Annotated in this window: 14 protein-coding genes and 1 tRNA gene; 12 read left to right on the forward strand and 3 right to left on the reverse strand. The window is 43.3% G+C overall.

The genetic code is table 11. The annotated features are described in order from the left end of the window. The first annotated feature begins 90 nt into the window (after positions 1–90). Positions 91–5640 (forward strand): alpha-2-macroglobulin family protein, encoded by a 5550-nt coding sequence (locus tag GTK07_RS12705; protein ID WP_163635628.1) that lies wholly within the window; start codon positions 91–93, stop codon positions 5638–5640. 10 nt (positions 5641–5650) lie between these two features. After that, positions 5651–8023 (forward strand): penicillin-binding protein 1C, encoded by a 2373-nt coding sequence (gene pbpC, locus GTK07_RS12710; RefSeq protein WP_163635629.1) that lies wholly within the window; start codon positions 5651–5653, stop codon positions 8021–8023. Positions 8024–8027: 4 nt separating this feature from the next. Here the strand turns inward: pbpC and der are convergent, their stop codons facing one another. After that, positions 8028–9329 (reverse strand): ribosome biogenesis GTPase Der, encoded by a 1302-nt coding sequence (gene der, locus GTK07_RS12715; RefSeq protein WP_163635630.1) that lies wholly within the window; start codon positions 9327–9329, stop codon positions 8028–8030. 76 nt (positions 9330–9405) lie between these two features. On the opposite strand from der, the gene GTK07_RS12720 reads away from it, so the two are divergent. Further along, a complete protein-coding gene (locus tag GTK07_RS12720) occupies positions 9406–9909 on the forward strand; it encodes a GTP-binding protein (protein ID WP_163635631.1) in 504 nt (167 codons plus the stop codon). Positions 9910–9915: 6 nt separating this feature from the next. Here GTK07_RS12720 and era read toward each other — a convergent pair whose 3' ends face one another. Further along, complete coding sequence (era, locus tag GTK07_RS12725) at positions 9916–10794, reverse strand: GTPase Era (protein ID WP_163635632.1); 879 nt, start codon at positions 10792–10794, stop codon at positions 9916–9918. Further along, on the reverse strand, positions 10787–12148 hold the full coding sequence (locus tag GTK07_RS12730) for an alanine/glycine:cation symporter family protein (RefSeq protein WP_163635751.1): 1362 nt from the start codon (positions 12146–12148) through the stop codon (positions 10787–10789). Before GTK07_RS12730 ends, era begins: the two co-directional genes overlap by 8 nt. A gap of 145 nt (positions 12149–12293) precedes the next feature. On the opposite strand from GTK07_RS12730, the gene GTK07_RS12735 reads away from it, so the two are divergent. The 9 genes from GTK07_RS12735 to GTK07_RS12775 all read left to right on the forward strand — a co-directional run bounded on the left by GTK07_RS12735 (position 12294) and on the right by GTK07_RS12775 (position 20844). Continuing rightward, a complete protein-coding gene (locus GTK07_RS12735; protein ID WP_163635633.1) occupies positions 12294–13796 on the forward strand; it encodes an aryl-sulfate sulfotransferase in 1503 nt (500 codons plus the stop codon). A 116-nt stretch (positions 13797–13912) separates the two neighbouring features. After that, positions 13913–13985 (forward strand) — tRNA-Met (locus GTK07_RS12740). Between the two features lie 200 nt (positions 13986–14185). Continuing rightward, a complete protein-coding gene (locus GTK07_RS12745; RefSeq protein WP_163635634.1) occupies positions 14186–14983 on the forward strand; it encodes a LuxR C-terminal-related transcriptional regulator in 798 nt (265 codons plus the stop codon). 184 nt (positions 14984–15167) lie between these two features. Beyond that, positions 15168–16277 (forward strand): hypothetical protein, encoded by a 1110-nt coding sequence (locus tag GTK07_RS12750; RefSeq protein WP_163635635.1) that lies wholly within the window; start codon positions 15168–15170, stop codon positions 16275–16277. Positions 16278–16281: 4 nt separating this feature from the next. Further along, a complete protein-coding gene (locus GTK07_RS12755; protein WP_163635636.1) occupies positions 16282–17229 on the forward strand; it encodes a toxin-antitoxin system YwqK family antitoxin in 948 nt (315 codons plus the stop codon). Positions 17230–17251: 22 nt separating this feature from the next. Then, complete coding sequence (locus tag GTK07_RS12760; RefSeq protein WP_163635637.1) at positions 17252–17824, forward strand: hypothetical protein; 573 nt, start codon at positions 17252–17254, stop codon at positions 17822–17824. 17 nt (positions 17825–17841) lie between these two features. After that, a complete protein-coding gene (locus tag GTK07_RS12765) occupies positions 17842–18546 on the forward strand; it encodes a formylglycine-generating enzyme family protein (protein WP_163635638.1) in 705 nt (234 codons plus the stop codon). A 240-nt stretch (positions 18547–18786) separates the two neighbouring features. Continuing rightward, positions 18787–20301 (forward strand): helix-turn-helix domain-containing protein, encoded by a 1515-nt coding sequence (locus tag GTK07_RS12770; RefSeq protein WP_163635639.1) that lies wholly within the window; start codon positions 18787–18789, stop codon positions 20299–20301. A gap of 72 nt (positions 20302–20373) precedes the next feature. Then, complete coding sequence (locus GTK07_RS12775) at positions 20374–20844, forward strand: helix-turn-helix domain-containing protein (RefSeq protein ID WP_163635640.1); 471 nt, start codon at positions 20374–20376, stop codon at positions 20842–20844. Positions 20845–21147: the final 303 nt, after the last annotated feature.

The following is a 21147-nucleotide window of genomic DNA, read 5'->3' on the forward strand; positions in this document are numbered from 1 at the left end:
CACCCCATTCATCAACTTACCGGATTCCCGTGCCTATTTTTAGCTATCTTGTTCTGGCAAATCCATAGTTTAATTAACACCCTGTTTGGCATGTCCCGGTTTTTAAAAATCACCCTGTTTTCGTTCCTGATTTTAGTCGCATCCTGTAAAAAGAAGGGAGAAGCTCCCGATACCGACAATCTCTTCAAATTCAAGGATTATATCAGCTACCATACCCATGGCAACCAAAGCATATCCACTCCCATAACCATTGCCCTTGCCCAACAGTTGGAGCAATTTGAGCTCAACCAAGAACTGCCCATGGAATATTTGCAGATTTCACCAAAGGTGGAGGGCAAGTTGATCATTGAAAATGGTCGGGAATTGACCTTCCAGCCTTCCGAATATTTAAAACCGAACACGGAATATGTGGTCACTTTGGCCCTCAGCAAACTGTTTGAAAACATCGATAGTGATTTTAAAAAATATACCTTCAGTTTCAAGACCATTGCACCCAACTTCAAAATCAATTTGGGAAGTCTTCAGTCCTATAGCAAGGAATGGCAATATTTAACGGGCACCTTGGATGCTTCGGATATTTTGGATGCTTCAAAAATAGAGAGCATTTTGTCCATAAAGCAGGGCGATAAAAACGTTCCTGTAAAATGGGACAATGCCTCGGAAAATGCCCAATACTTCAGTTTTAAGATCGATAGTATTTCCAGGAAAGCGGACGACAGCGAACTTACCATTGAATGGACCGGAAAGGCACTTGGGATTGATAACGAAGGTTCGGAAAATTACACCATCCCCGGATTGAACAAATTTGTAGTAGTGGATGCCAAAACTAGCTCTTCCCCTAATGCCGTCTTGACCTTGAATTTCTCGGAACCCTTAAAACAAAACCAAAACCTGAATGGATTGGTGACTGTCGAAAATGCGGAGAGTCTTAGGTACGAGATCAATGGTAATGTGTTGAGAGTCTACCCCTCCAATCGTATTTTGGGAGAAGTACGGATCAATGTTTTTGAGGGCATCAAAAGCGAATATGGCTTTACCCTAAAGAACACCTTTTCCGAACTGGTTTCCTTTGAACAATTGAAACCCGCAGTGCGATTGATTTCCAAAGGAACCATTCTACCCAATGCCGCCTCCACCCCCATCTATTTTGAGACGGTGAACCTGTCAGCCGTGGAAGTTCGCGTGATCCAGGTTTTTGAGAACAACATGCTGCAATACCTGCAGAACAACAACCTTACGGAGAGTTATAGCCCCGATTTCAGGCCTGTAGGAAGAAGGGTGGCCTACAAAGTGCTTCCCCTTGCAGAAAATGGAGAAGAAAATTCCAGTTATTGGAAAGCCCATGCCCTTGACTTGTCGAGCTTGATCAAAGTCAACCCTGGTTCCTTGTACCGAGTTGAATTCAGCTTTAAAAAAGAGCACACTACCTATTCCTGTGATGATTCCGAAACTTCCGAAGATCAAACAGAAGCCTATACATCCAACTCCGATGAGGAATCCTTGGAAGAGCGCTATTGGGACAATGAAATCTATTATTGGAGAGACTACGAGTATGATTGGGAGAACCGCGACAACCCTTGTCACCAGGCCTATTATAATTATGACAGGATTGCATCCACCAATCTTTTGGGCAGCGACCTTGGCTTGATCGTGAAAAAAGGGAACAACCGCTCCTACCATTTTGCGGCCACCAATCTGTTGACCACCAAGCCCGAAGCCAATACTATCATCAAGCTCTACAACTATCAGCAGCAATTGTTGGGAGAGGTGACCACTGATGCCTCTGGGTTATCCATTTATGACGGGGATAAGAGCGTGGCTTTCGCCGTTGCGGAAAAGAACAACAATTTTGCCTATGTCAAACTTTTAGATGGCAATGCATTGTCCTTGAGCACATTTGACGTATCCGGGGAAGAATTGCAACGGGGCCTTCAAGGGTTTCTGTATACCGAAAGAGGGGTTCACCGTCCTGGGGATGTGATCCATCTGACCTTTGTTCTGGACGATAAAGGAAACCCATTGCCCATGGGTCACCCTGTTACTTTAGAGGTGAGTGATGCCCGCGGAAAGTTGGTACAGCGCAATGTGTTGACCGAGGGAACCCTTCCTGTTTCGGAAGGATTGTTTGCCAAAAAAGAGGAAAATTTTTATTATTTCCCTATTCCGACCCAAGCCGATGCCCCAACGGGAAATTGGTCAGCTAAAGTTCTTGTGGGCGGTGCCCAGTTCAACAAATCCCTGAAAGTGGCCACGGTAAAACCCAACCGTTTAAAAGTGGATTTTTCTTTTGATGACGAAGTGTTGAAGGCCAACACGAACAACCGTGGCAAAGCCATTGTTCAATGGTTGCACGGTGCTCCCGCACGTAATCTCAAAATCGATATCAATGCCAACTTGAGCAAAGCTTCCAATGCGTTCCCAAAGCTGAAGGATTATGTGTTCCAAGACCCTGCACGCGATTTTTATGATACCGAACTGCAATGGATTTCTTCCAAATTGGATGCAAACGGAGAGTTGGACATCAACGAAAAAATAAATATCAACGGTAACGCCCCCGGTATGCTCCAAGCAACGTTCACCACCAAGGTGTTTGAAGGTGGCGGGGATTTTTCCATAGACGTGTTCACCAAAAACGTGGCGCCCTATCCCTATTTTGTGGGATTGCGTTCCCCAGAGGCCAAGCAGTACGGTTCATTCATGACCGATGAGAACAACACCTTTGCTGTCATCACCGTGGACGACCAAGGCAAGCCATCCGGCAATCGAAAATTGAAAGTACAGGTGTACAAAATTGAATGGCGCTGGTGGTGGAACCGGGGGTACGACAACCTATCCCGATATGAGAATGCCTCCGTTCACAGTCCGTTCAAGGAAATGACCGTGACCACCGGAGCGGATGGCAAGGCCAACTTCAACCTAAATGTACCCGACGATGATGGTGGACGTTTCCTTATTCGGGTGATCGATGAAGCAGGACATGCAACAGGGCGCACGGCTTATTTCTACCGCAATTGGTGGAAAAGGCCATCAGGAGATTCTGAAAGTTCCAAGATTTTGGTATTCTCGGCAGATAAGGAGAACTACAAATTGGGAGAACAGGCTACCATTACTTTCCCTTCGGATAAAGGTGGAAGGGCCTTGATCAGCATCGAAAACGGCACCGAAGTCGTGTCCCAACAATGGATCGAGACCACTGCCAAGGAAACGAAGGCCACCATTCCCATTACGGCGGAAATGGCTCCGAATGCCTACATCAACATTTCTTTGTTGCAACCGCATGGACAGATAGCCAACGACCTCCCCATCCGATTATACGGCGTTGTTCCCTTATTGGTGGAAAACCCGGCCACGTTGCTGGAACCCCAGATTTCGATGCCCGAAGTACTGGAACCCGAATCATCATTTAAGGTTACTGTTTCGGAAGCGAATAAAAAACCTATGACCTATTCCTTGGCCGTAGTGGATGATGGTCTTTTGGACCTGACCCGTTTCAGGACCCCTGATATCCATGCTTCCTTTTATGCAAGACAAGCATTGGGGGTAAAGACTTTCGATATATTTGATGATGTGATGGGTGCCTACTCTGTGAGTGTGGACAACATCTACGCCATTGGTGGAGGTGGCATCGGGGCCGGAGCGAAAAACCGCAAGGCCCAACGCTTCAAACCTGTGGTCACGTATTTAGGCCCTTTTACCTTGAAGGCGGGTGAAAAAGCATCCCACACCATTGAAATGCCCAATTATGTGGGCTCGGTTCGCACCATGGTTGTAGCGGGCAACTTGAACAGTGCCTACGGAAACACCGAAAAAACCACTCCGGTGCGTAAACCTTTGATGGTGTTGACGTCTATCCCCAGAAAATTGTCCCCTGGAGAAACCGTGACCATTCCGGTTACCGTTTTTGCCATGGAACCCAAAGTGAAAAATGTAAAAGTTTCCATCAATGCAGGCAAGGCCTTGGAGGCTATTGGGGAAACAACCAAGAACATTAACTTCAATTCTGTTGGGGAACAGATCGTGAATTTCGACTTTAAGGTGAAGCCCGCTTCCTCATTCCAGACCATTACCGTAACGGCAAGTGGTGCCGGGGAAAGTGCGAGCAGCAAAACGGAGATCGATGTGGAAAACCCGAACCCTATCACCACAAAAAGCGATGTATATACCATTGATGCCAATGGCAGTATGACCATTCCTTTTGAAACGTTCGGCACTTCGGGGACCAATGAGGCCTTTATCGAATTCTCCACTTTACCTCCTATGGATTTCAGCAAGCGATTGGATTACCTGTTGAGATATCCTCATGGTTGTGTGGAACAGACCACCTCGGCGGCTTTCCCACAATTGTTTTTGGCGGATGTGCTGGACATCACTTTTGAAAAGAAAAAGGAGATTGGGAAAAACGTAAAGGCGGCCATCAAAAAATTGGGCGATTTCCAAACCCCGAACGGGGGACTCAGTTACTGGCCAGGTTATGGCAATGCCGATGATTGGGGCACCTCATACGCAGGTCATTTTATGCTGGAAGCCAAACAACAGGGCTATCAGTTACCGTTGACGTTCTTGACCAATTGGTTGAAATATCAAAAGACAGCAGCCCGTCAATGGAGCAATCAAAGTACTGGTTATAACGATGATATTTCACAAGCGTATCGCCTGTACACCTTGGCTTTGGCGCAACAGCCCGAATTGGCAGCAATGAACCGTCTTCGCGAAGCCAAAAACTTGAGCAACGAGGCCAAATGGCGCTTGGCAGCGGCATACGCGTTGGCCGGAAAAAAAGAAGTGGCCCAAGAGATCGCACAAAAGGCCAATATCAACTTTACACCTAGCAATTATGATTACAGAACCTATGGTTCCGTATTCAGGAATAGGGCCATGGCACTGGAAACCATGGTGATTTTGGGAGATTCCAAACAAAGGGATTTGTCCATTTCCCTTGCCAAGGACCTGTCTTCCCAAAGTTGGTACAGCACCCAGGAAACGGCTTTTGCCTTGTTGTCCCTTTCCAAAATGGTGATGAAAAACGGAGGAAAATCCATCGACCTGACCTATACCAACAACGGTAAGGAGATTGTGGTAAAAACCGATCGGGCTATTGCACAAAGAGGACTCACCATTACGTCATTCAAGAATGAGATACAAGTGACCAACAAACAGGGAAATACCGTTTATGCCACCCTGACCCAGACCGGAAAATTGCCTGTGGGACAAGAGTTGGCACAACAACAGAACCTGAACCTCAATGTGACCTACAAAGATGCCTTGGGCAATACCTTGGATGTTTCTGAACTGCGACAAGGAACCGAATTCCAAGCAGAGATTACCGTCTTTAACAGTTCCAACGACTATATCGACAACCTGGCGTTGACCCACATAGTGCCCAGTGGTTGGGAGATTGTGGACACTTCCTTTGCTGGCGGGGACAATCCGAATGCAACCAAAGCGGATTATGTGGATACCCGCGACGACCGTACACATCTATATTTTGACCTTGGGGCGAGAAAGTCGGCCACTTTTACCGTTAAATTGAATGCTTCTTTCCTCGGTGATTATTATTTGCCGGGAGCCCAAGTAGAGGCTATGTACGACAACAACTACCAAGCACGAAACAAAGGAAATTGGATCAAAGTAGTACAGTGATGTGTTTGGAATGAACAGGTTTTGGGAACGATTAAAGAAGTTTGCATACCAGCATAAAATCAAGTTGGCCATTTTTATGGCCTTCTTGGTCTTGTGGCTGTTCTGTTTGCCTAAAAATCTGTTTGACGACCCCACCTCAACCGTGGTGAACAGTTCTGATGGCACTTTGATCGGGGCGCGGATTGCAGATGACGGTCAATGGCGGTTTCCCGAAATGGATTCGGTTCCCAAACGTTTTGAAGCATGCGTCCTCATGTTCGAGGATGAATATTTCTATAAACATCCCGGTTTCAATCCCATCTCCATTGTAAAGGCCATTGGTCATAACCTGACCAAAAAATCCCGAAGGGGTGGCAGCACCATTACCCAGCAGGTCATCCGGTTGAGCAGGAAGAACAAGTCTCGGACCTATGCGGAAAAAGTGGTGGAAATCTTCCTAGCCACGCGGCTGGAATGGAGGTATTCCAAAAAAGAGATTTTACGATTGTATGCCTCCCACACCCCTTATGGTGGTAACGTGGTAGGATTGGAAACAGCGGCTTGGCGTTATTTCGGTATCCCCGCCCAAGAACTGAGTTGGGGCCAAGCCGCGGCACTGGCCGTATTGCCCAATGCACCTTCCCTCATTTTTCCCGGAAGGAACGAGCAAATACTTCTTGAAAAACGAAATGCGCTTCTGAAAAAACTAAGGGATAAAGGAACCTTTGACGCTACCACATATGAACTGGCCATTGCCGAGCCCCTTCCCCAAAAACCGGTTCCCTTGCCCGACATGGCCCCCCATCTTACCGAACGCATCCGAAACGAACATCCCGGGGAACGTGTAGCGACTTCCCTTGACAGGGCTTTGCAACAAAGATTGAACATCTTGGCCGAAAGGCATTACCATCAATTGAAAAGCAACGAAATCCATAATCTGGCCATTTTGGTGCTCGATGTGGAAACCCGAAAAGTCTTGGGTTATGTGGGCAATTCCCCTTCGGGAAAAGAACATGCCAATTACGTGGACATCATCACCAAGAACCGAAGTACAGGAAGTACCTTAAAACCATTTTTGTTTGCTTCCCTATTGGATGAAGGACAGTTGTTGCCGCATAGTTTGGTGGAGGACGTACCGACCGTGGTCAATGGGTATCATCCCCAAAATTTTGACAAAAAACATGTAGGCGCCGTACCTGCCAGCAGAGCACTTTCCCGCTCCCTGAATGTCCCGGCCGTGAGATTGTTACGGGAATATGGCCTTCAAAAATTCTATAACAAACTCAAGAAAATGAACATGGCCTCACTGGACAGGCCATCCTCCTATTATGGTCTTTCCTTGATATTGGGAGGTGCAGAAAGCTCCCTTTGGGAGGTAACCGAATCCTATGCGTCCATGGCTTCCACTTTAAACTATTTCGTGGGACATTCCAGCACCTATCGCACCAACGAATTTGTAAAACCTTCATACCTGTCTGAAACAGAAATCGATTTGGGAACCCCACAATTTGACCCTCCCATTTTTGGGGCCGGGGCCATTTACTCCACCTTTCAATCCATGTATGAAGTAAACCGCCCCGAAGGGGATGAAAACTGGCACTTTTTTGATTCCTCCCAACCCATTGCCTGGAAAACGGGCACCAGTTTTGGATTTAAGGATGCCTGGGCCGTTGGGGTAACGCCCAAATATGCCATTGGGGTGTGGGCCGGCAATGCCGATGGCGAAGGTAGGCCCGGCCTGACCGGAATCACAGCGGCCGCCCCCTTGTTATTCGAAGTTTTGGATGCCCTTCCTCATAGCGGATGGTTCCAAGAACCTTTTGATGATTTGGTAGAAGTAGAGATCTGTTCGCAAAGTGGTTATCGGGCTTCGGTCTTTTGTGACGATGTAAAAAAAGAATACGTTCCTACCCATGGTACCCGAAGCGGCCCCTGCCCTTTCCACCAACAATTGTTTTTGGATGCTTCGGAAACCTATCGGGTAAACTCGGAATGTTACCCTTTGGAGAACATGGTAGCCAAAAACTGGTTCGTTCTCCCACCTACCATCGAGTACTATTATGCCCTTTCCAATCCCAATTACAATGAATTGCCCCCTTACATGGCCAATTGTTCCGAAATGGAGAACCAATTGATGGAATTCATCTATCCGAAAGCGAATGAAGCGGTATTGCTGCCAAAAGACCTAGGTACCAAAACCAAGGATATCCTTTTAAAATTGGCCCATCAACAAAACAATGCCACGGTATATTGGTATTTGGATGATACCTATATGGGCAAAACGGAAAACTTCCACGAGCTTGTTTTGGACATTGAACCTGGGGCATATATCCTAACGGCCATGGACAATTTGGGCAATCGAATTCAACAAAAACTGGAGGTACTTTTAGCCTCGGAGCAGTAAAACGCTACTTCTTCCTCATAAAAATAGTCACCGGAACACCCGTAAAGTCGAAATTCTCCCGCAACTTATTTTCCAAGAACCGCTTGTAGGGATCCCTTACATATTGCGGCAGATTGCAGAAAAAAGCAAACTGTGGATATGGTGTTGGCAGCTGGGTACAGAACTTGATCTTTACATACTTACCCTTGTAAGCCGGGGGTGGAGTATGCTCAATAATGGGCAACATGATATCGTTCAATTTTCGGGTAGGCACCTTCTTTGAACGGTTTTTGAACACTTCCACTGCCGTCTCGATGGCCTTATAGATGCGCTGTTTGTTCAACACGGATATGAACAGGATCGGCACATCTTCAAAAGGAGAAATGGCTTCTTTGATCTTGGCCGTATATTCTTTTACGGAATTGGTATCCTTTTCCACCAAATCCCATTTGTTCACCAAAATCACGATACCTTTATTGTTTCGTTGGGCCAGCCAAAAAATGTTCTCCACCTGTCCGTCAAAACCACGGGTAGCATCCATCAATAAGATACAAACATCGCAATGCTCAATGGCGCGAACGGAACGCATTACGGAGTAAAACTCCAAATCTTCCTTCACTTTGGATTTCTTTCGGATACCGGCCGTATCCACCAAGTTGAATTCGAATCCGAACTGGTTGTATTTGGTATCAATACTGTCCCTCGTAGTTCCTGCAATATCGGTTACAATGTATCGGTCTTCCCCTATCAACGCATTGATGAAAGATGATTTTCCTGCATTGGGTCGACCTACCACTGCAAAACGGGGCAATTCACTTTCTTCTTCCTTTACATCGGGTAACACCTTTACCAAAGCATCCAGCAATTCCCCTGTACCACTTCCATTGATACTGGAAAGCGGAAAATATTCGCCCAATCCCAAAGCATAGAATTCCACGGCATCGGCCATACGTTGTGCATTATCTACCTTGTTCACGGCCAAAAAGACGGGTTTATCCACTTTGCGAAGCAACTTGGCCACGTCCTCATCCATACCGGTTATACCAGATTCCACATCCACCATAAAAATAATGGCATCCGCTTCACCAATGGCCAGTTCCACTTGTTTATCGATTTCTTTTTCAAAGACGTCATCACTTCCCAGTACATATCCACCGGTATCGATCAGAGAAAATTCCTTGCCGTTCCAATCACTTTTTCCATAATGCCGATCACGGGTAACCCCACTCACGGCATCCACGATCGCCTCACGGCGACGGATCAATCTGTTGAAAAAAGTGGATTTGCCCACATTGGGCCTTCCTACGATAGCTACAATAGCTCCCATCTGCATTAAATTTTGGCAAAAGTACCATTTATTATGAAGAAAAAATGATACCTTTTTTTATCATTTTCAAACTGTTATGAGCGACCTGACCAATGAGATCGTTTTAAGGCCACGTTTCCATGTTACTTTGAGGACGGATGTGGAAGCATTGAAACATAGTTACGACACTCTAAAAAAGGATGGTTTTTTGATCAATAGGCTCGATGAGCATGTTTTTATTAAGTTCCGGAAAGCGGATACCAATTTTTGGACCCCGCAATTACACCTTGAGCTTTCCTCATACGAGCAGGGCGTGAGCAACATCCGAGGGGTTTTTGGCCCCAACCCTACCCTTTGGACTTTTTTCATGTTCCTTCATTTTGGGGTGGGTACCCTTTTTGTGATCCTGGGTATTTTTGCCTACTCCAACCATTCATTGGGCAAGGACATTACTTTTTTGATGGTGGGAATGTTCTTTTTGGTATTGCTCTGGTTTGCCCTATACGCTTTTGGGCGATTGGGAAAATCGAAGGGGGAAGGACAAATGGAGCAATTGAAATCCTTGTTCAGGGAAACCATTTCGGGATTTCAAAGAATTTGAGGAAACCTATCCGTTATACCCAAATCTCTTGAGTTGTTGGGCATTGCTCCTCCAGTTTTTGTTGACTTTTACATACAGTTCTATATGTACCTGTTTGGCAAAGAACTTTTGGAGGTCTTTTCTAGACTCCACCCCAACCTTTTTTAGGGCGCTCCCTTTGTGACCGATAATGATTCCCTTTTGGGTATCTCGCTCTACCATAATTACAGAGCGGATTCGGATGATGTCCTCATCTTCTAAAAACTCCTCGGTTTCCACTTCCACGGAATAAGGAATCTCCTTTTTATAATGGAGCAGGATTTTTTCTCGGATGGTCTCGTTCACAAAAAAACGTTCGGGTTTGTCCGTCAACTGATCTTTGGGGTAATAGGGTGGCCCTTCGGGCAGCAATTCCAAAATGCGCTCGAACACTTCCTTGACGTTGAAATTCTCCAAAGCGGAAATGGGATGGATCTCTACATTGGGCAACTGCTCTTGCCAATATTGGATCTGTTCTTCCAAAACCTGTTGATCGGAAGTATCAATTTTATTGAGGAGCAACAACACCGGAATTTTGCTGTTCTTGATTTTTTTGAAGAACTCTTCGTCCTTCAATGCCTTTTCCCCAATCTCCACCATATACAACAACACATCGGCATCCTCAAAAGCGGATTTAACAAAGTCCATCATGGAGGTCTGTAGTTCGTAGGCTGGTTTAATGATTCCAGGAGTGTCGGATAGGATCATTTGAAAGTCTTCCCCGTTCACGATTCCCAAGATACGATGTCGTGTGGTCTGCGCCTTGGAGGTGATGATAGAGAGTTTCTCTCCTACAAAGGCATTCATCAACGTTGACTTCCCAACATTGGGATTACCAATAATATTTACGAAACCCGATCTATGCACCTTTCTTCATTTTTTGAAAATATTGTTTGGAGGCAGCGTTTACCTTGGGCGAAAGATACAACACTGCAATCATATTCGGTATCACCATCAAAGCATAAGATAGGTCGATAAGATTTTTGACGAGTTGCAAAGATGCCACTGCCGCAAAAACGATCATGATGACAAAAAACACATTATACCATTTTCCAATTTTCGGATTGGTTAAAAACGAAAGGCTCTTCACCCCGTAATAGGAATAGGTAAACAGGGTAGAAAGTGCAAAAGCGGCCACAATTACCATCAACAAGGTATCCCCGATGCCGTACATTGTTTTTTCAAAAGCGGACATGGTCATAGTGATACCGCTACCCTCTTCCAAGTAGGCTCCGCTCAAAATAATGACCACCGCGGTAAAGGTACAGACCATAATAGTGTCTATAAATGGGCCCAACATGGCCACAAGCCCTTCCTTGGTGGGTTCATCGTTGCGAGACTGACCGTGGTACATGGGTGCACTTCCCAAACCAGCCTCATTAGAGAACATGGCCCTCCTGACCCCAATGATCACCAATCCCCAAAAGCCTCCGGTTACCATAGTATCAAAATTCCAGGCCTCTACAAAGATCATTTTAAGGGCAGGCAAAATGTCCCCCGCATTGCTGGCCATCACAAAAATTACGGCCAACAAGTAAACTCCTACCATAAAGGGCACAATAGCAGATGCCACCTTTGCAATTTTGTTCAATCCTCCAAAAATCACCCCGGAGGTAACAATGGCCAAAAAGAACCCTATGATCAATTTCCAGTTGTACTCACTGGTGGCAAAAAGGGTTTCATGAGGTTTTACCACACCCATAAATGCTTCGGTAAACTGATTGGCGGTAAAGACTCCTAAGAATCCGACCAACCCACAAATACTAAAAAAAATGGCCATAGGTTTTGCCCAATTTCCCATCCCTTGGGTTATGTAGAACATTGGTCCACCCTGTAACTTTCCTTGAGAATCGATACCACGGAACATGATGGCCAAGCTACCGGAATAAAATTTAATCCCCATGCCCAAAAGTGCCGTCATCCAAATCCAAAAAACAACTCCTGGCCCACCATCATGTATGGCAATCGCCACACCGGAAATATTACCCAACCCAACGGTTGCGGCAACAGCTGCGGACAAAGCTTGGAACGAACTCACATCGCCTTTGGCATTTTTATCCTCATATTTCCCAGAAACCACGGCAAGTGCGTGGCCAAAATATCGAAAGGGAACAAACTTGGAATAAAAAACCAAAAAGAGGCCACCACCAATTAGCAGGATGAACATGGGCCATTCGGTATAGGGTAAAATGGTGGTAAGAAAATCGTTGATAGCTTCCATACATATCAAAAAATCCACAAGGTAATCATTTTAGCTCAAGGGCAGGAATCAATGTCAGCAAAGCTAAACCCATATCTTCAATCTAAAATAACAGTTATATTTAACCCAATTATTTTTGATTAACTTAGAAATTAAAACTTGTACTGTGAAAAAAAGACTGACCGTCCTTTATCTTACCATTTGTCTTTTAAGCCTTGGGTGTGATAAGGACCAAACTCCAAAACAAATTTTTCACTCCTTAAACATAACCGTAGGCACCGGCGGCACAGTTGACGTGGATTCTGGCATCTATTTAGAGGGTACTGAGATTTCCATTACGGCTACTCCTGATGCCAATTTTGAATTCGAAAAATGGAGCGGAGATTCAGAATCAACATCTGCTGTGCTGTCAATAACAATGAATAAACCTATTGACCTACATGCCAACTTTAAGGAAAAAGTCGATGAGCAACCTACCAATTCTGATGCAGAAATCACTTTTTTCAATTCTGGCCTAATTGATGATTCTGGGTATATTCTTGCTATAGAAAATGGACAAAACACTTGTTATTTGATAGACCATGATGGTACAAAAGTCTTTAGTTGGACCTTTGATCGGGTTTTGGGCCAAGATATAGAACTTACTCCCGAAGGTAATCTGATAGGGCTTTTCAAGGTTGATTCAACACCTATTGCCTTTGGTGGTCAAAGTGGAATTATCAGGGAAATTGACAAAGAAGGGAACATCCTTTGGGAATATGTTTTGGCCACTGAAAATGAAATTACCCATCACGACCTTACCCAATTGCCCAATGGAAATATCCTGGTACTTGTTTGGGAAAGAATCCCTTTGGCCGAAGCAACAGCCGTTGGCTTGAACAGTACATCGGACATATTTACTGAAAAAGTAATCGAAATCAATCCAGATTCCAATGAGATAGTTTGGCAATGGAAAAGTTGGGACCATATAGTTCAAGACTTCAATTCGGAATTGGGTTCTTTTGGTGATCCAGCGGTGGAAACGGATAAAATCAATATTCTTTATGCAAATTCCGATGTTCATGAGTTTGTAGCCTTGGGAGATGTTATGCATGCCAACGGAATTGATTATTTGCCAGAAGAGGACATCATTGCACTGAGCATCAATTTTTTCAGTGAAGTCTGGATCATCGACCATAGCACCACATCCGAACAAGCAAGAACCAGCAGTGGAGGACAATTTGATAAAGGCGGGGATTTGCTATATCGATTTGGCAACCAAAGAGTTTTTGGGGATATTGAGGGCAGTAACATTTTTGATTTCAACCATAACCCTTCCTTTGTCAACAATTCAGGGGAAATAAGTGTGTTGATTTTCAACAATAATAATGCCGCAGGACAATCTAGCGCAATGGAATTTTTATTGCCGGAGATTAATGGAAGTACTCCCATTGGATCAGACCCAAATATCATTTTTGAATTTACGGATAGTACCCTGTTTTTTCCAAGAATTGGTGGCGCATCCAGGCTTCCAAATGGCAACACCTTAATCTGTGAAGGTGATTTTGGCTTTTGGGAAGTAGCCCCCAACGGAGAGATTGTTTGGACATATAATGGGTTGGGCAAGCAATTTTGGAGAGGTGTATTTTACTCAAAAGATAGTCCAGAAATCACAAGCCTTAACCTTTAGGTCGAGCTTTAAAAGAAATATATCTTCCAGTTACCTATCAATATAACGGTATATAAAAAACAAAAACACAAATCCATTGTAGATTTATTTATTGTTTGTATATTTGCCGTCCATATCGCGGGATAGAGCAGTAGGTAGCTCGTCGGGCTCATAACCCGAAGGTCACTGGTTCGAGTCCAGTTCCCGCTACTAAAAAGGGTTCTCCAAAGGAGAGCCCTTTTTTTTTTCACCATATTCTATTATTTTGTATCACCTTACCCATCTGTATTTTTCATAGTCAACAGTCAAATTTCCGCAACGGGTAGGCCTTAACCCCCTTTTTTGATTTTTCTATCGTATTTTAATCCAAGCATTCAAATTAAAATAGTCAATACCAACCAACCTATTGTATGAAAAGCAGTAAAGAGGTTGTTGTGGACATATGGAAGTCGCACAACAATTATTTGGCCAAAAAGTCGGTGAACCTGGAAACCGTAAACGTTGTGGATTATCTGGCCAATTTGTTCTGCCCAGGGCCCTATTACTACTACATTATTGATTCCCCAACCTTAACTTTGGACATTGTCAGTGATTCTATACAAACAGTATTTGGTATTAAACCACAAGATTTTACCCTGAACATGTTCATTGATCGTATCCATCCAGAAGATCTAAGCTTTTTTCTTCGGTGTGAAGATGTGGTGGCACACTTTTTAAAAAACAGGATACCTCCATCCGACATGGTTAACTACAAAATCAATTATTGTCTAAGGGAGAGAGTGGCCAATGGATCATACCGTTTGTTCCTGATGCAGACCGTTACCATGCAAACCACGGAAGATGGTGCGCTATTGAAGGTGTTCGGCACCCATACCGATATTGAACACATCACTTCCATCAATAATAAAAAGCTTTCGTTGATCGGTCTTAACGGGTCTCCCTCCTACTTGGAACTGGATGTTTTTGATGATACGGTCTTTGATGATTTTGTGCCGTTCGAATATACCATGGAAAAGCCTATTTTCACGACTCGTGAAACGGAAGTTATCAAACTGTTGGCCCAAGGCCTGTCCACAGAAATGATCGCACTGGACCTCAACATTTCCGTACAAACCGTGTTTACCCACCGTAAGAATATCCTTCGAAAGACCAGTGCCAAAAACACTTCGGAGCTTATCGCTGAATGTATTAGAAAAGGATACATTTAAAATTGAATGTATCAATTTGGCCTGCCATTCATAAAATACCCAATTTAGGGTATTGTAACTTGTTGTTCCTGACTTTTAAATTTGGTGAAGCCCAAATTTAATTGTTTAAGACTAGTCGGATATATCATTTTGTTCTTCTCTTTCGTTAACTATTTCATACTTAACCACCAATCTATCAAGACCAATGATCAAAAAACTTATCAAGAACTTTAAACTTACCATAGTTCTTTTTCTACTGACTTGTATTGTATTATGGGCCACCGATGGTATTGAAAGTGTTAAATCGATGGTCATCGAATATGGATGGGCCTGGATTTTGCTGCCTTTCTTTTTACGCATCTATAATTGGTTCACCAACTTAAAACAAAAAGCGTTCGACTACGGTGCGGATACCTCGGGAGCGCAGGCCGAAAGGAAGGCTTCGAGAAAGGACATGGAGAGTAACGCCACCAAAAAACAGTACGAAGAACTTCTGTCCAAAACACAATACTCCAAAAGTGAAGCCTTAGAGTTACGAAATCGCAACAACTATGAAAGTCTTGCTTTGCAAAAATCACTTTCTGAAACAAACAATGCATACACTATTGCCCTAAACCGCTATGTGAGTGGGCTACCAGGACCCAATTTGTTAAGGCCCTCCGAATTGAAACAACAATTTACAGTTGCCCAAATTTCAAACGGAAAATTGGAATTTTACAACTCAGATGCGGCCTCATTTGAAAAAGGAGGCCCGCTCGATAGTAAATTTAGCGATATCCCGTTGGCCTCCATCATAAAACTTGAGGTTGTGGATCTTGCCGAGGGCAGGCAACTTAAAAGAGTTGGGGCCGATCTAGGCCGAAAAATGGCGCAGACCGTGGTCAGTGCTGCATCACAGACCGGAGGAGCTCGGGTTGCAAAATTCAACGTGGACGCTGCACAACTCATCATTCATTATGTAAATGAGGACGGAATCGTATTTCCTGCAACTTTCGTCTTCAACTCCAACAGTAAACTGGGTGCAAAAGCGATGGAAAATCTCCGATTGTTGAACAAGACATTGAACAATTTTTCCTTCTTAGGACGCATTACATGGAATAAAATAGGAACCCATCTGGAGACCGATATGAAAAACGATTATGATTTTGATGTATCTGAAATCACTTCCCTAGCGGGCGATACCATAAAAGTTTTGAAATGGGCCAATATGCTTTCCCCACATGACAGTGCCGTAGTCACCGCAAAATTAAGTGCCGAGATGATCGGGGGTGTATTACAGGATACTTCCATACCATTAATAGAAACCATACAATAGACCAATGAGACCTACTGTTTTATCTCTCTTTCTTTTTTGTTCGATTGCCCTAGCATTCGGTCAAACCGATACCATAACCTACTATTCCAGTGGAAATATCATGGAACGGGTCGGTAAGGTCAACGGGGTATTGCATGGGAAATACACCATGTATTCCGAAGATGGGAAAACCAATGTAGAGGGGGCATTTGAGAACGGGAAACATGTGGGTGAATGGACCCAATATTACAATGATGGCAACATTGGACGAAAGTTGACCTATGAAAACGATCAAATAATCTATCTTAAGGAATATGGATATGGCAAAATCCTTTCCGAAGGTCAAATTCTCAACAACCAAAAACATGGGCAATGGAAGAAATATTTTCTGAACGAAGCATACTTGGCCGCCAAGGATGTCCAACCCAAGATTGAGCAGATCGGTCATTTTAAGAACGGAATCCCTCATGGAGAAACAAAACACTTCAATGAAGATGGAACCATAGGTTCCATTATCGAGTACAACGAAGGGAATATTATGAGCAACAAGTCCTATTGGGCCAATGGCCAGCTTATTTCAGATTGCACTTATATCAATGGGCAACTTCAGGGTAAATGTGTTTCCTATGATGAAGATGGCCGCATTTGGATCGAAACAAACTACGTGAACGATAAAATGGATGGCCCCTACAAGTCCTACAAATTTGGCACTTTACACGTAGAGGGAACTTATAAGGGTGATCTAAAACATGGGTATTGGAAACTTTATGAGTCCGGTGCGGGTGAGGTCACTTCTGAAGGTAACTACTCCAACGGGGTAAAAGAAGGGCTGTGGAAAGAGGACGAAAGACTGGCCGCTATTGTGGAGGAAGGCTATAGCCACTCCATAGGAGAATATAAAAATGGAGTGAAAACAGGGGAATGGAAATATTACAAAGGAACCAACAACCATGTTAAATCAAAATTCTTTTAAAAGATTCACTGGGCACGCTTTGATGGCAATCCTTTGCTTGGTTTCTTGCTTTTCCATCTATGGTCAAGCCAAACACACCCCTCTTGAAACTGGGATTACCAAAACATTGGAATCCCAGTTTTCCGAAAATGTCACTTTTGTCCATAGGGAATTGGAAGAGGAAATGGCATCGGACTCCTTGACCTATAAATTTTACAATGCCAGCACAACTACTGTTGGTGATAGCCTTTTTCTCTGTTATGTTCAAAGAATCAAGGGATATGACACCTTGGTCACCGTAGAAAAAATTGAACAGGTTATTCCCATATCATGTATTGAAGAAGTGGACATCTTCAACTTTACCTTCGGGGCAACCGATACCTTTGAGCCACCGCTGTCTTATATCGGTTTTTGGATGAAACATGAAAATTGCTCCAAAAGGGAAGTCTATGGCATAGATCCTACCATTTGGAATGCTGGAAATGTGACCGATGCAGATTATGAACTCATTGAAACGGACCATCCGTATGTGGCTCGTTTCCCTGTGACCCTATCTGAAGCGTTGTTGGATGCATTGAGAACGGAAATCAAGGTCCTTCAGAAACAGAAGAAATAATCTTTAAAGGCAAAACCATGAGAACAAGATTGATAATTTTCACATTGCTGCTTTCCATACAGGGAACATTTGCCCAGAACAATTTGCCCGTGGACATGATCTTGGTTCCAGAAGGCTTTTTTGGCACACAGGTATCAGATAGTGTTACCGGTTCGGTCAAAACTCATTTAACCCAAGAGATACGTTCTTTTTACATGGGCTCAACCGAAGTAAGCATTCAAGATTTTCAACAATTCTGCAAAGACACAGGTCGAAAAATGCCCCCGGCACCGGAATGGGGATGGGGAGACCCTAAATTGCCCATTGCAAATGTAACCTATGCAGAGGCCATTGAGTATTGTAATTGGCTTTCTAAACAATATGAGGAAACATTTACCCTTCCTACCCCTGAACAATGGGAATATGCGGCACGTTCCACTAATTTTGACACCCCTGACTTCATCTATAACAAGGACTTGCCCAATGCCTTTGTAGTGTATATTGGAAATAGCAGAGAAAAACCAGATTGCATAACTTGCATGCAACCTAACGAATTAGGTTTGTACAGCATGTGCGGAAATGTTTGGGAATGGACTCTTGCCGGGGAGCGAGATCCGACCAACCCAGCAGTAATGGGCGGTAGTTTTTTTGAGGATGCCAATTCGGTCAAGGTCAACTCCAAGAAAAAATTCAACAAGTACCTTAGAAGACAGGATGTTGGATTTAGGGTAGTGATCAACTAGCAAACATGTCTAATTCTTCAATTAGGAAATCCCTTGTTTCAAATTCAACTTTAAAAAACTTGGGGTTTCAAACAAGAAAACCTGAATTGGAAACATAGCACTCCAACGATCAGGATTGTCATTAAGGCTAGGTTTTTAGAGTAAATTATTATCGGGGCTTACCTATTTTAATAGTTCATTAACGAATTTAACGCTTGTTTTCACTAAATTGTTAACAACGCTAATTCATCATCAATCAAAATGGGACAATTTTCCAAAAATATTGTCTTCTCTCTACTATTGTGCTATGTTATTTGTTTATATGGGAACGCGCCCAACTCAATAAATGGCAAGGAATTCTATAACCTAAGTTTTCAAGATTCCATTGAATGGGCAGATTATTATTTCAACATTCACCAATACGAAAAAGCCATTCCGATTTATGAAAAGAGTCTGGATGAATCCAATACCCAAGAAAAGGTTCATTCCTTAAAAAAATTGGCCCTTAGTGAAGCTGCGCTGCATAAATCCAAAGAATCTGTTTCCCATATTTACGATTATTTTAAAATTGATTTTCAACCAAATTTTCTCCAGCACGAGGATTTTGATGAAATTCGGGAATCCGAGGAATTCACCAAGCTATCAGGTTCGGTCTTACCAAAAATTTCAACATGGTCCGTTCTGTACTTTTTTGTTTCCATTATTGGATTTTATGTCATGTTCTTACTACTGCTGAATAAAAACATTGACTTACAGGCCAGGATCCTGATTTCAATCTTCGTTTTTATACATTCCCTATTTATTTTGAATATCTGTGTGAACAACACCAACTACGTTTTTGAATTTCCACACACCTATTTAATGTCCACTTGGTCATCCTTTCTGTATGGGCCCTTGTTATACTTTTATTTTAGAAGGGTGGCCAAGTCAAGTGGGTTCAAATGGACGGATGTTTGGCACTTTTTGCCAACCGTGGGACTATTGATCTATATGGTCTTTTACGTTTATGCCTTTACCGGTCCTGAAAAAATAGACCAAATGTTAACTAGGTTACAACAAGGATTAAACCCCGGGGATTCCACAAAACTTACCTTATTGGTCATTATAAAGGCCATTTCCTTGGCCGTTTACGCCTATTTTGTACATCTGATCATTACTAGGAACAAAGACGGGCTCGCCAAAAAAACCAGGATTTGGCAAAAGAACATGTACGGCATTCATGTGAGCTATGTAGTGATCTATTTGGTTTATGGCCTTTCCATTATGGCAGGCAAGAACAGTGGTTTCCTATTTCATGCCCCCATTGTTTTAATGAGCACCATGGTGCTATATATCGGTTACGCCGCCAATGTGCAGCCCAATGTGTTCAGTGGACAATATGACTACACCAACCGATTGTTCCCAAAGTATATAAAATCAGGATTAACGGAAAGCCTATCACAAGAATTAAAAGAAAGCCTTTACTCTATTTTTCATGATGAAAAATTATACCGAAGGAACGATATCAGCTTGGACCTAGTAGCTGAAAAACTGGGCACTACACGGCATAATGCCTCACAGTTGATCAACGAACATTTTCAAATGAGCTTTCATGAGTTCGTAAACAGCCATCGGATCAACGACGCCAAAAAACTTTTAGAAAGGGAAAACGAACGCAACATCATCGACATTGCATACGAGGTCGGGTACAACAACAAAGTATCGTTCAACAAAGCCTTCAAAAAAGATACCAATCTTACCCCAAGTCAGTACCTAGGAACCATCAAAACCAGGTAAACTCTTATCGGGGACACCTAAATTAACACGGATTCTTCCTAACTAGTAGTCATCAATCAAAATCATCGAACAATGAAACGACTACTAACTAAAATCCTATCCAGGTACTTAGGCGATGAAAAGCCCATGAAAATTCCCGAAAAATCGTGCAAAAAGTACAGGAAATCAGGACTCACAAGAGAACAGGCTGCAACCATCAGAGAGAAAATCCAATTGGCTTTGGAAGAAGACCATCTTTATCGGAACAATGCCCTTGGGTTGGATGACCTTGCAGACCATATTCAACATAACAGATACAAGGTTTCCCAAGTAATCAACACGTATTTTTCCAAAAACTTTTACTCCTTTTTAAATGAGTATCGTATTCAAGAAGCAAAAATCCTTTTGGAAAAGGACCCTGAACTAAGTGTCAAGGTCATTATGTACGAAGTTGGTTTCAATAGCAAGAACAGTTTTTATTCATCATTCAAAAAAGTCACCGGACTCAGTCCAAACGATTATAGGAATATAGTCGGCTACGAATATGACGTACAGATGGCATAGGCAACAGTAAAAATGTCCATTTTTCCTCAATTCGGTAAAGGACCTCTTCATTTTTGAAGGGGTCTTTTTGTTTTTAATCCTTCTCTCAAAACCATCAAGTCGACAAATGTTAAAAAAAGTCCTTCCCCATGGGCGTCCTTATTTTTGAGGTACTTGCCGTTTTAAAAGTACCCCTCCCCGTTTTTTAATGGGTTGATTTGTTGTGCAATTGTAAAGGTAGGGCGGTGAGAGGCCTTACTTCTAAAAAAACAGAATCCATTAAGTTTTGTTCACTTCCCAGAAGTATTATTTGAATTAGCTATC

Source organism: Flagellimonas sediminis, assembly GCF_010500845.1.
GTDB classification, from domain to species: Bacteria; Bacteroidota; Bacteroidia; order Flavobacteriales; family Flavobacteriaceae; genus Flagellimonas; species Flagellimonas sediminis.

Coding starts and splice junctions, on each gene's coding strand:
- GTK07_RS12705 (WP_163635628.1), top strand. CDS start 91: ATGTCCCGGTTTTTAAAAATCACCCTGTTTTCGTTCCTGATTTTAGTC.
- pbpC (WP_163635629.1), top strand. CDS start 5,651: ATGAACAGGTTTTGGGAACGATTAAAGAAGTTTGCATACCAGCATAAA.
- der (WP_163635630.1), bottom strand. CDS start 9,329: ATGGGAGCTATTGTAGCTATCGTAGGAAGGCCCAATGTGGGCAAATCC.
- GTK07_RS12720 (WP_163635631.1), top strand. CDS start 9,406: ATGAGCGACCTGACCAATGAGATCGTTTTAAGGCCACGTTTCCATGTT.
- GTK07_RS12730 (WP_163635751.1), bottom strand. CDS start 12,148: ATGGAAGCTATCAACGATTTTCTTACCACCATTTTACCCTATACCGAA.
- GTK07_RS12745 (WP_163635634.1), top strand. CDS start 14,186: ATGAAAAGCAGTAAAGAGGTTGTTGTGGACATATGGAAGTCGCACAAC.
- GTK07_RS12750 (WP_163635635.1), top strand. CDS start 15,168: ATGATCAAAAAACTTATCAAGAACTTTAAACTTACCATAGTTCTTTTT.
- GTK07_RS12755 (WP_163635636.1), top strand. CDS start 16,282: ATGAGACCTACTGTTTTATCTCTCTTTCTTTTTTGTTCGATTGCCCTA.
- GTK07_RS12760 (WP_163635637.1), top strand. CDS start 17,252: ATGGCAATCCTTTGCTTGGTTTCTTGCTTTTCCATCTATGGTCAAGCC.
- GTK07_RS12765 (WP_163635638.1), top strand. CDS start 17,842: ATGAGAACAAGATTGATAATTTTCACATTGCTGCTTTCCATACAGGGA.
- GTK07_RS12770 (WP_163635639.1), top strand. CDS start 18,787: ATGGGACAATTTTCCAAAAATATTGTCTTCTCTCTACTATTGTGCTAT.
- GTK07_RS12775 (WP_163635640.1), top strand. CDS start 20,374: ATGAAACGACTACTAACTAAAATCCTATCCAGGTACTTAGGCGATGAA.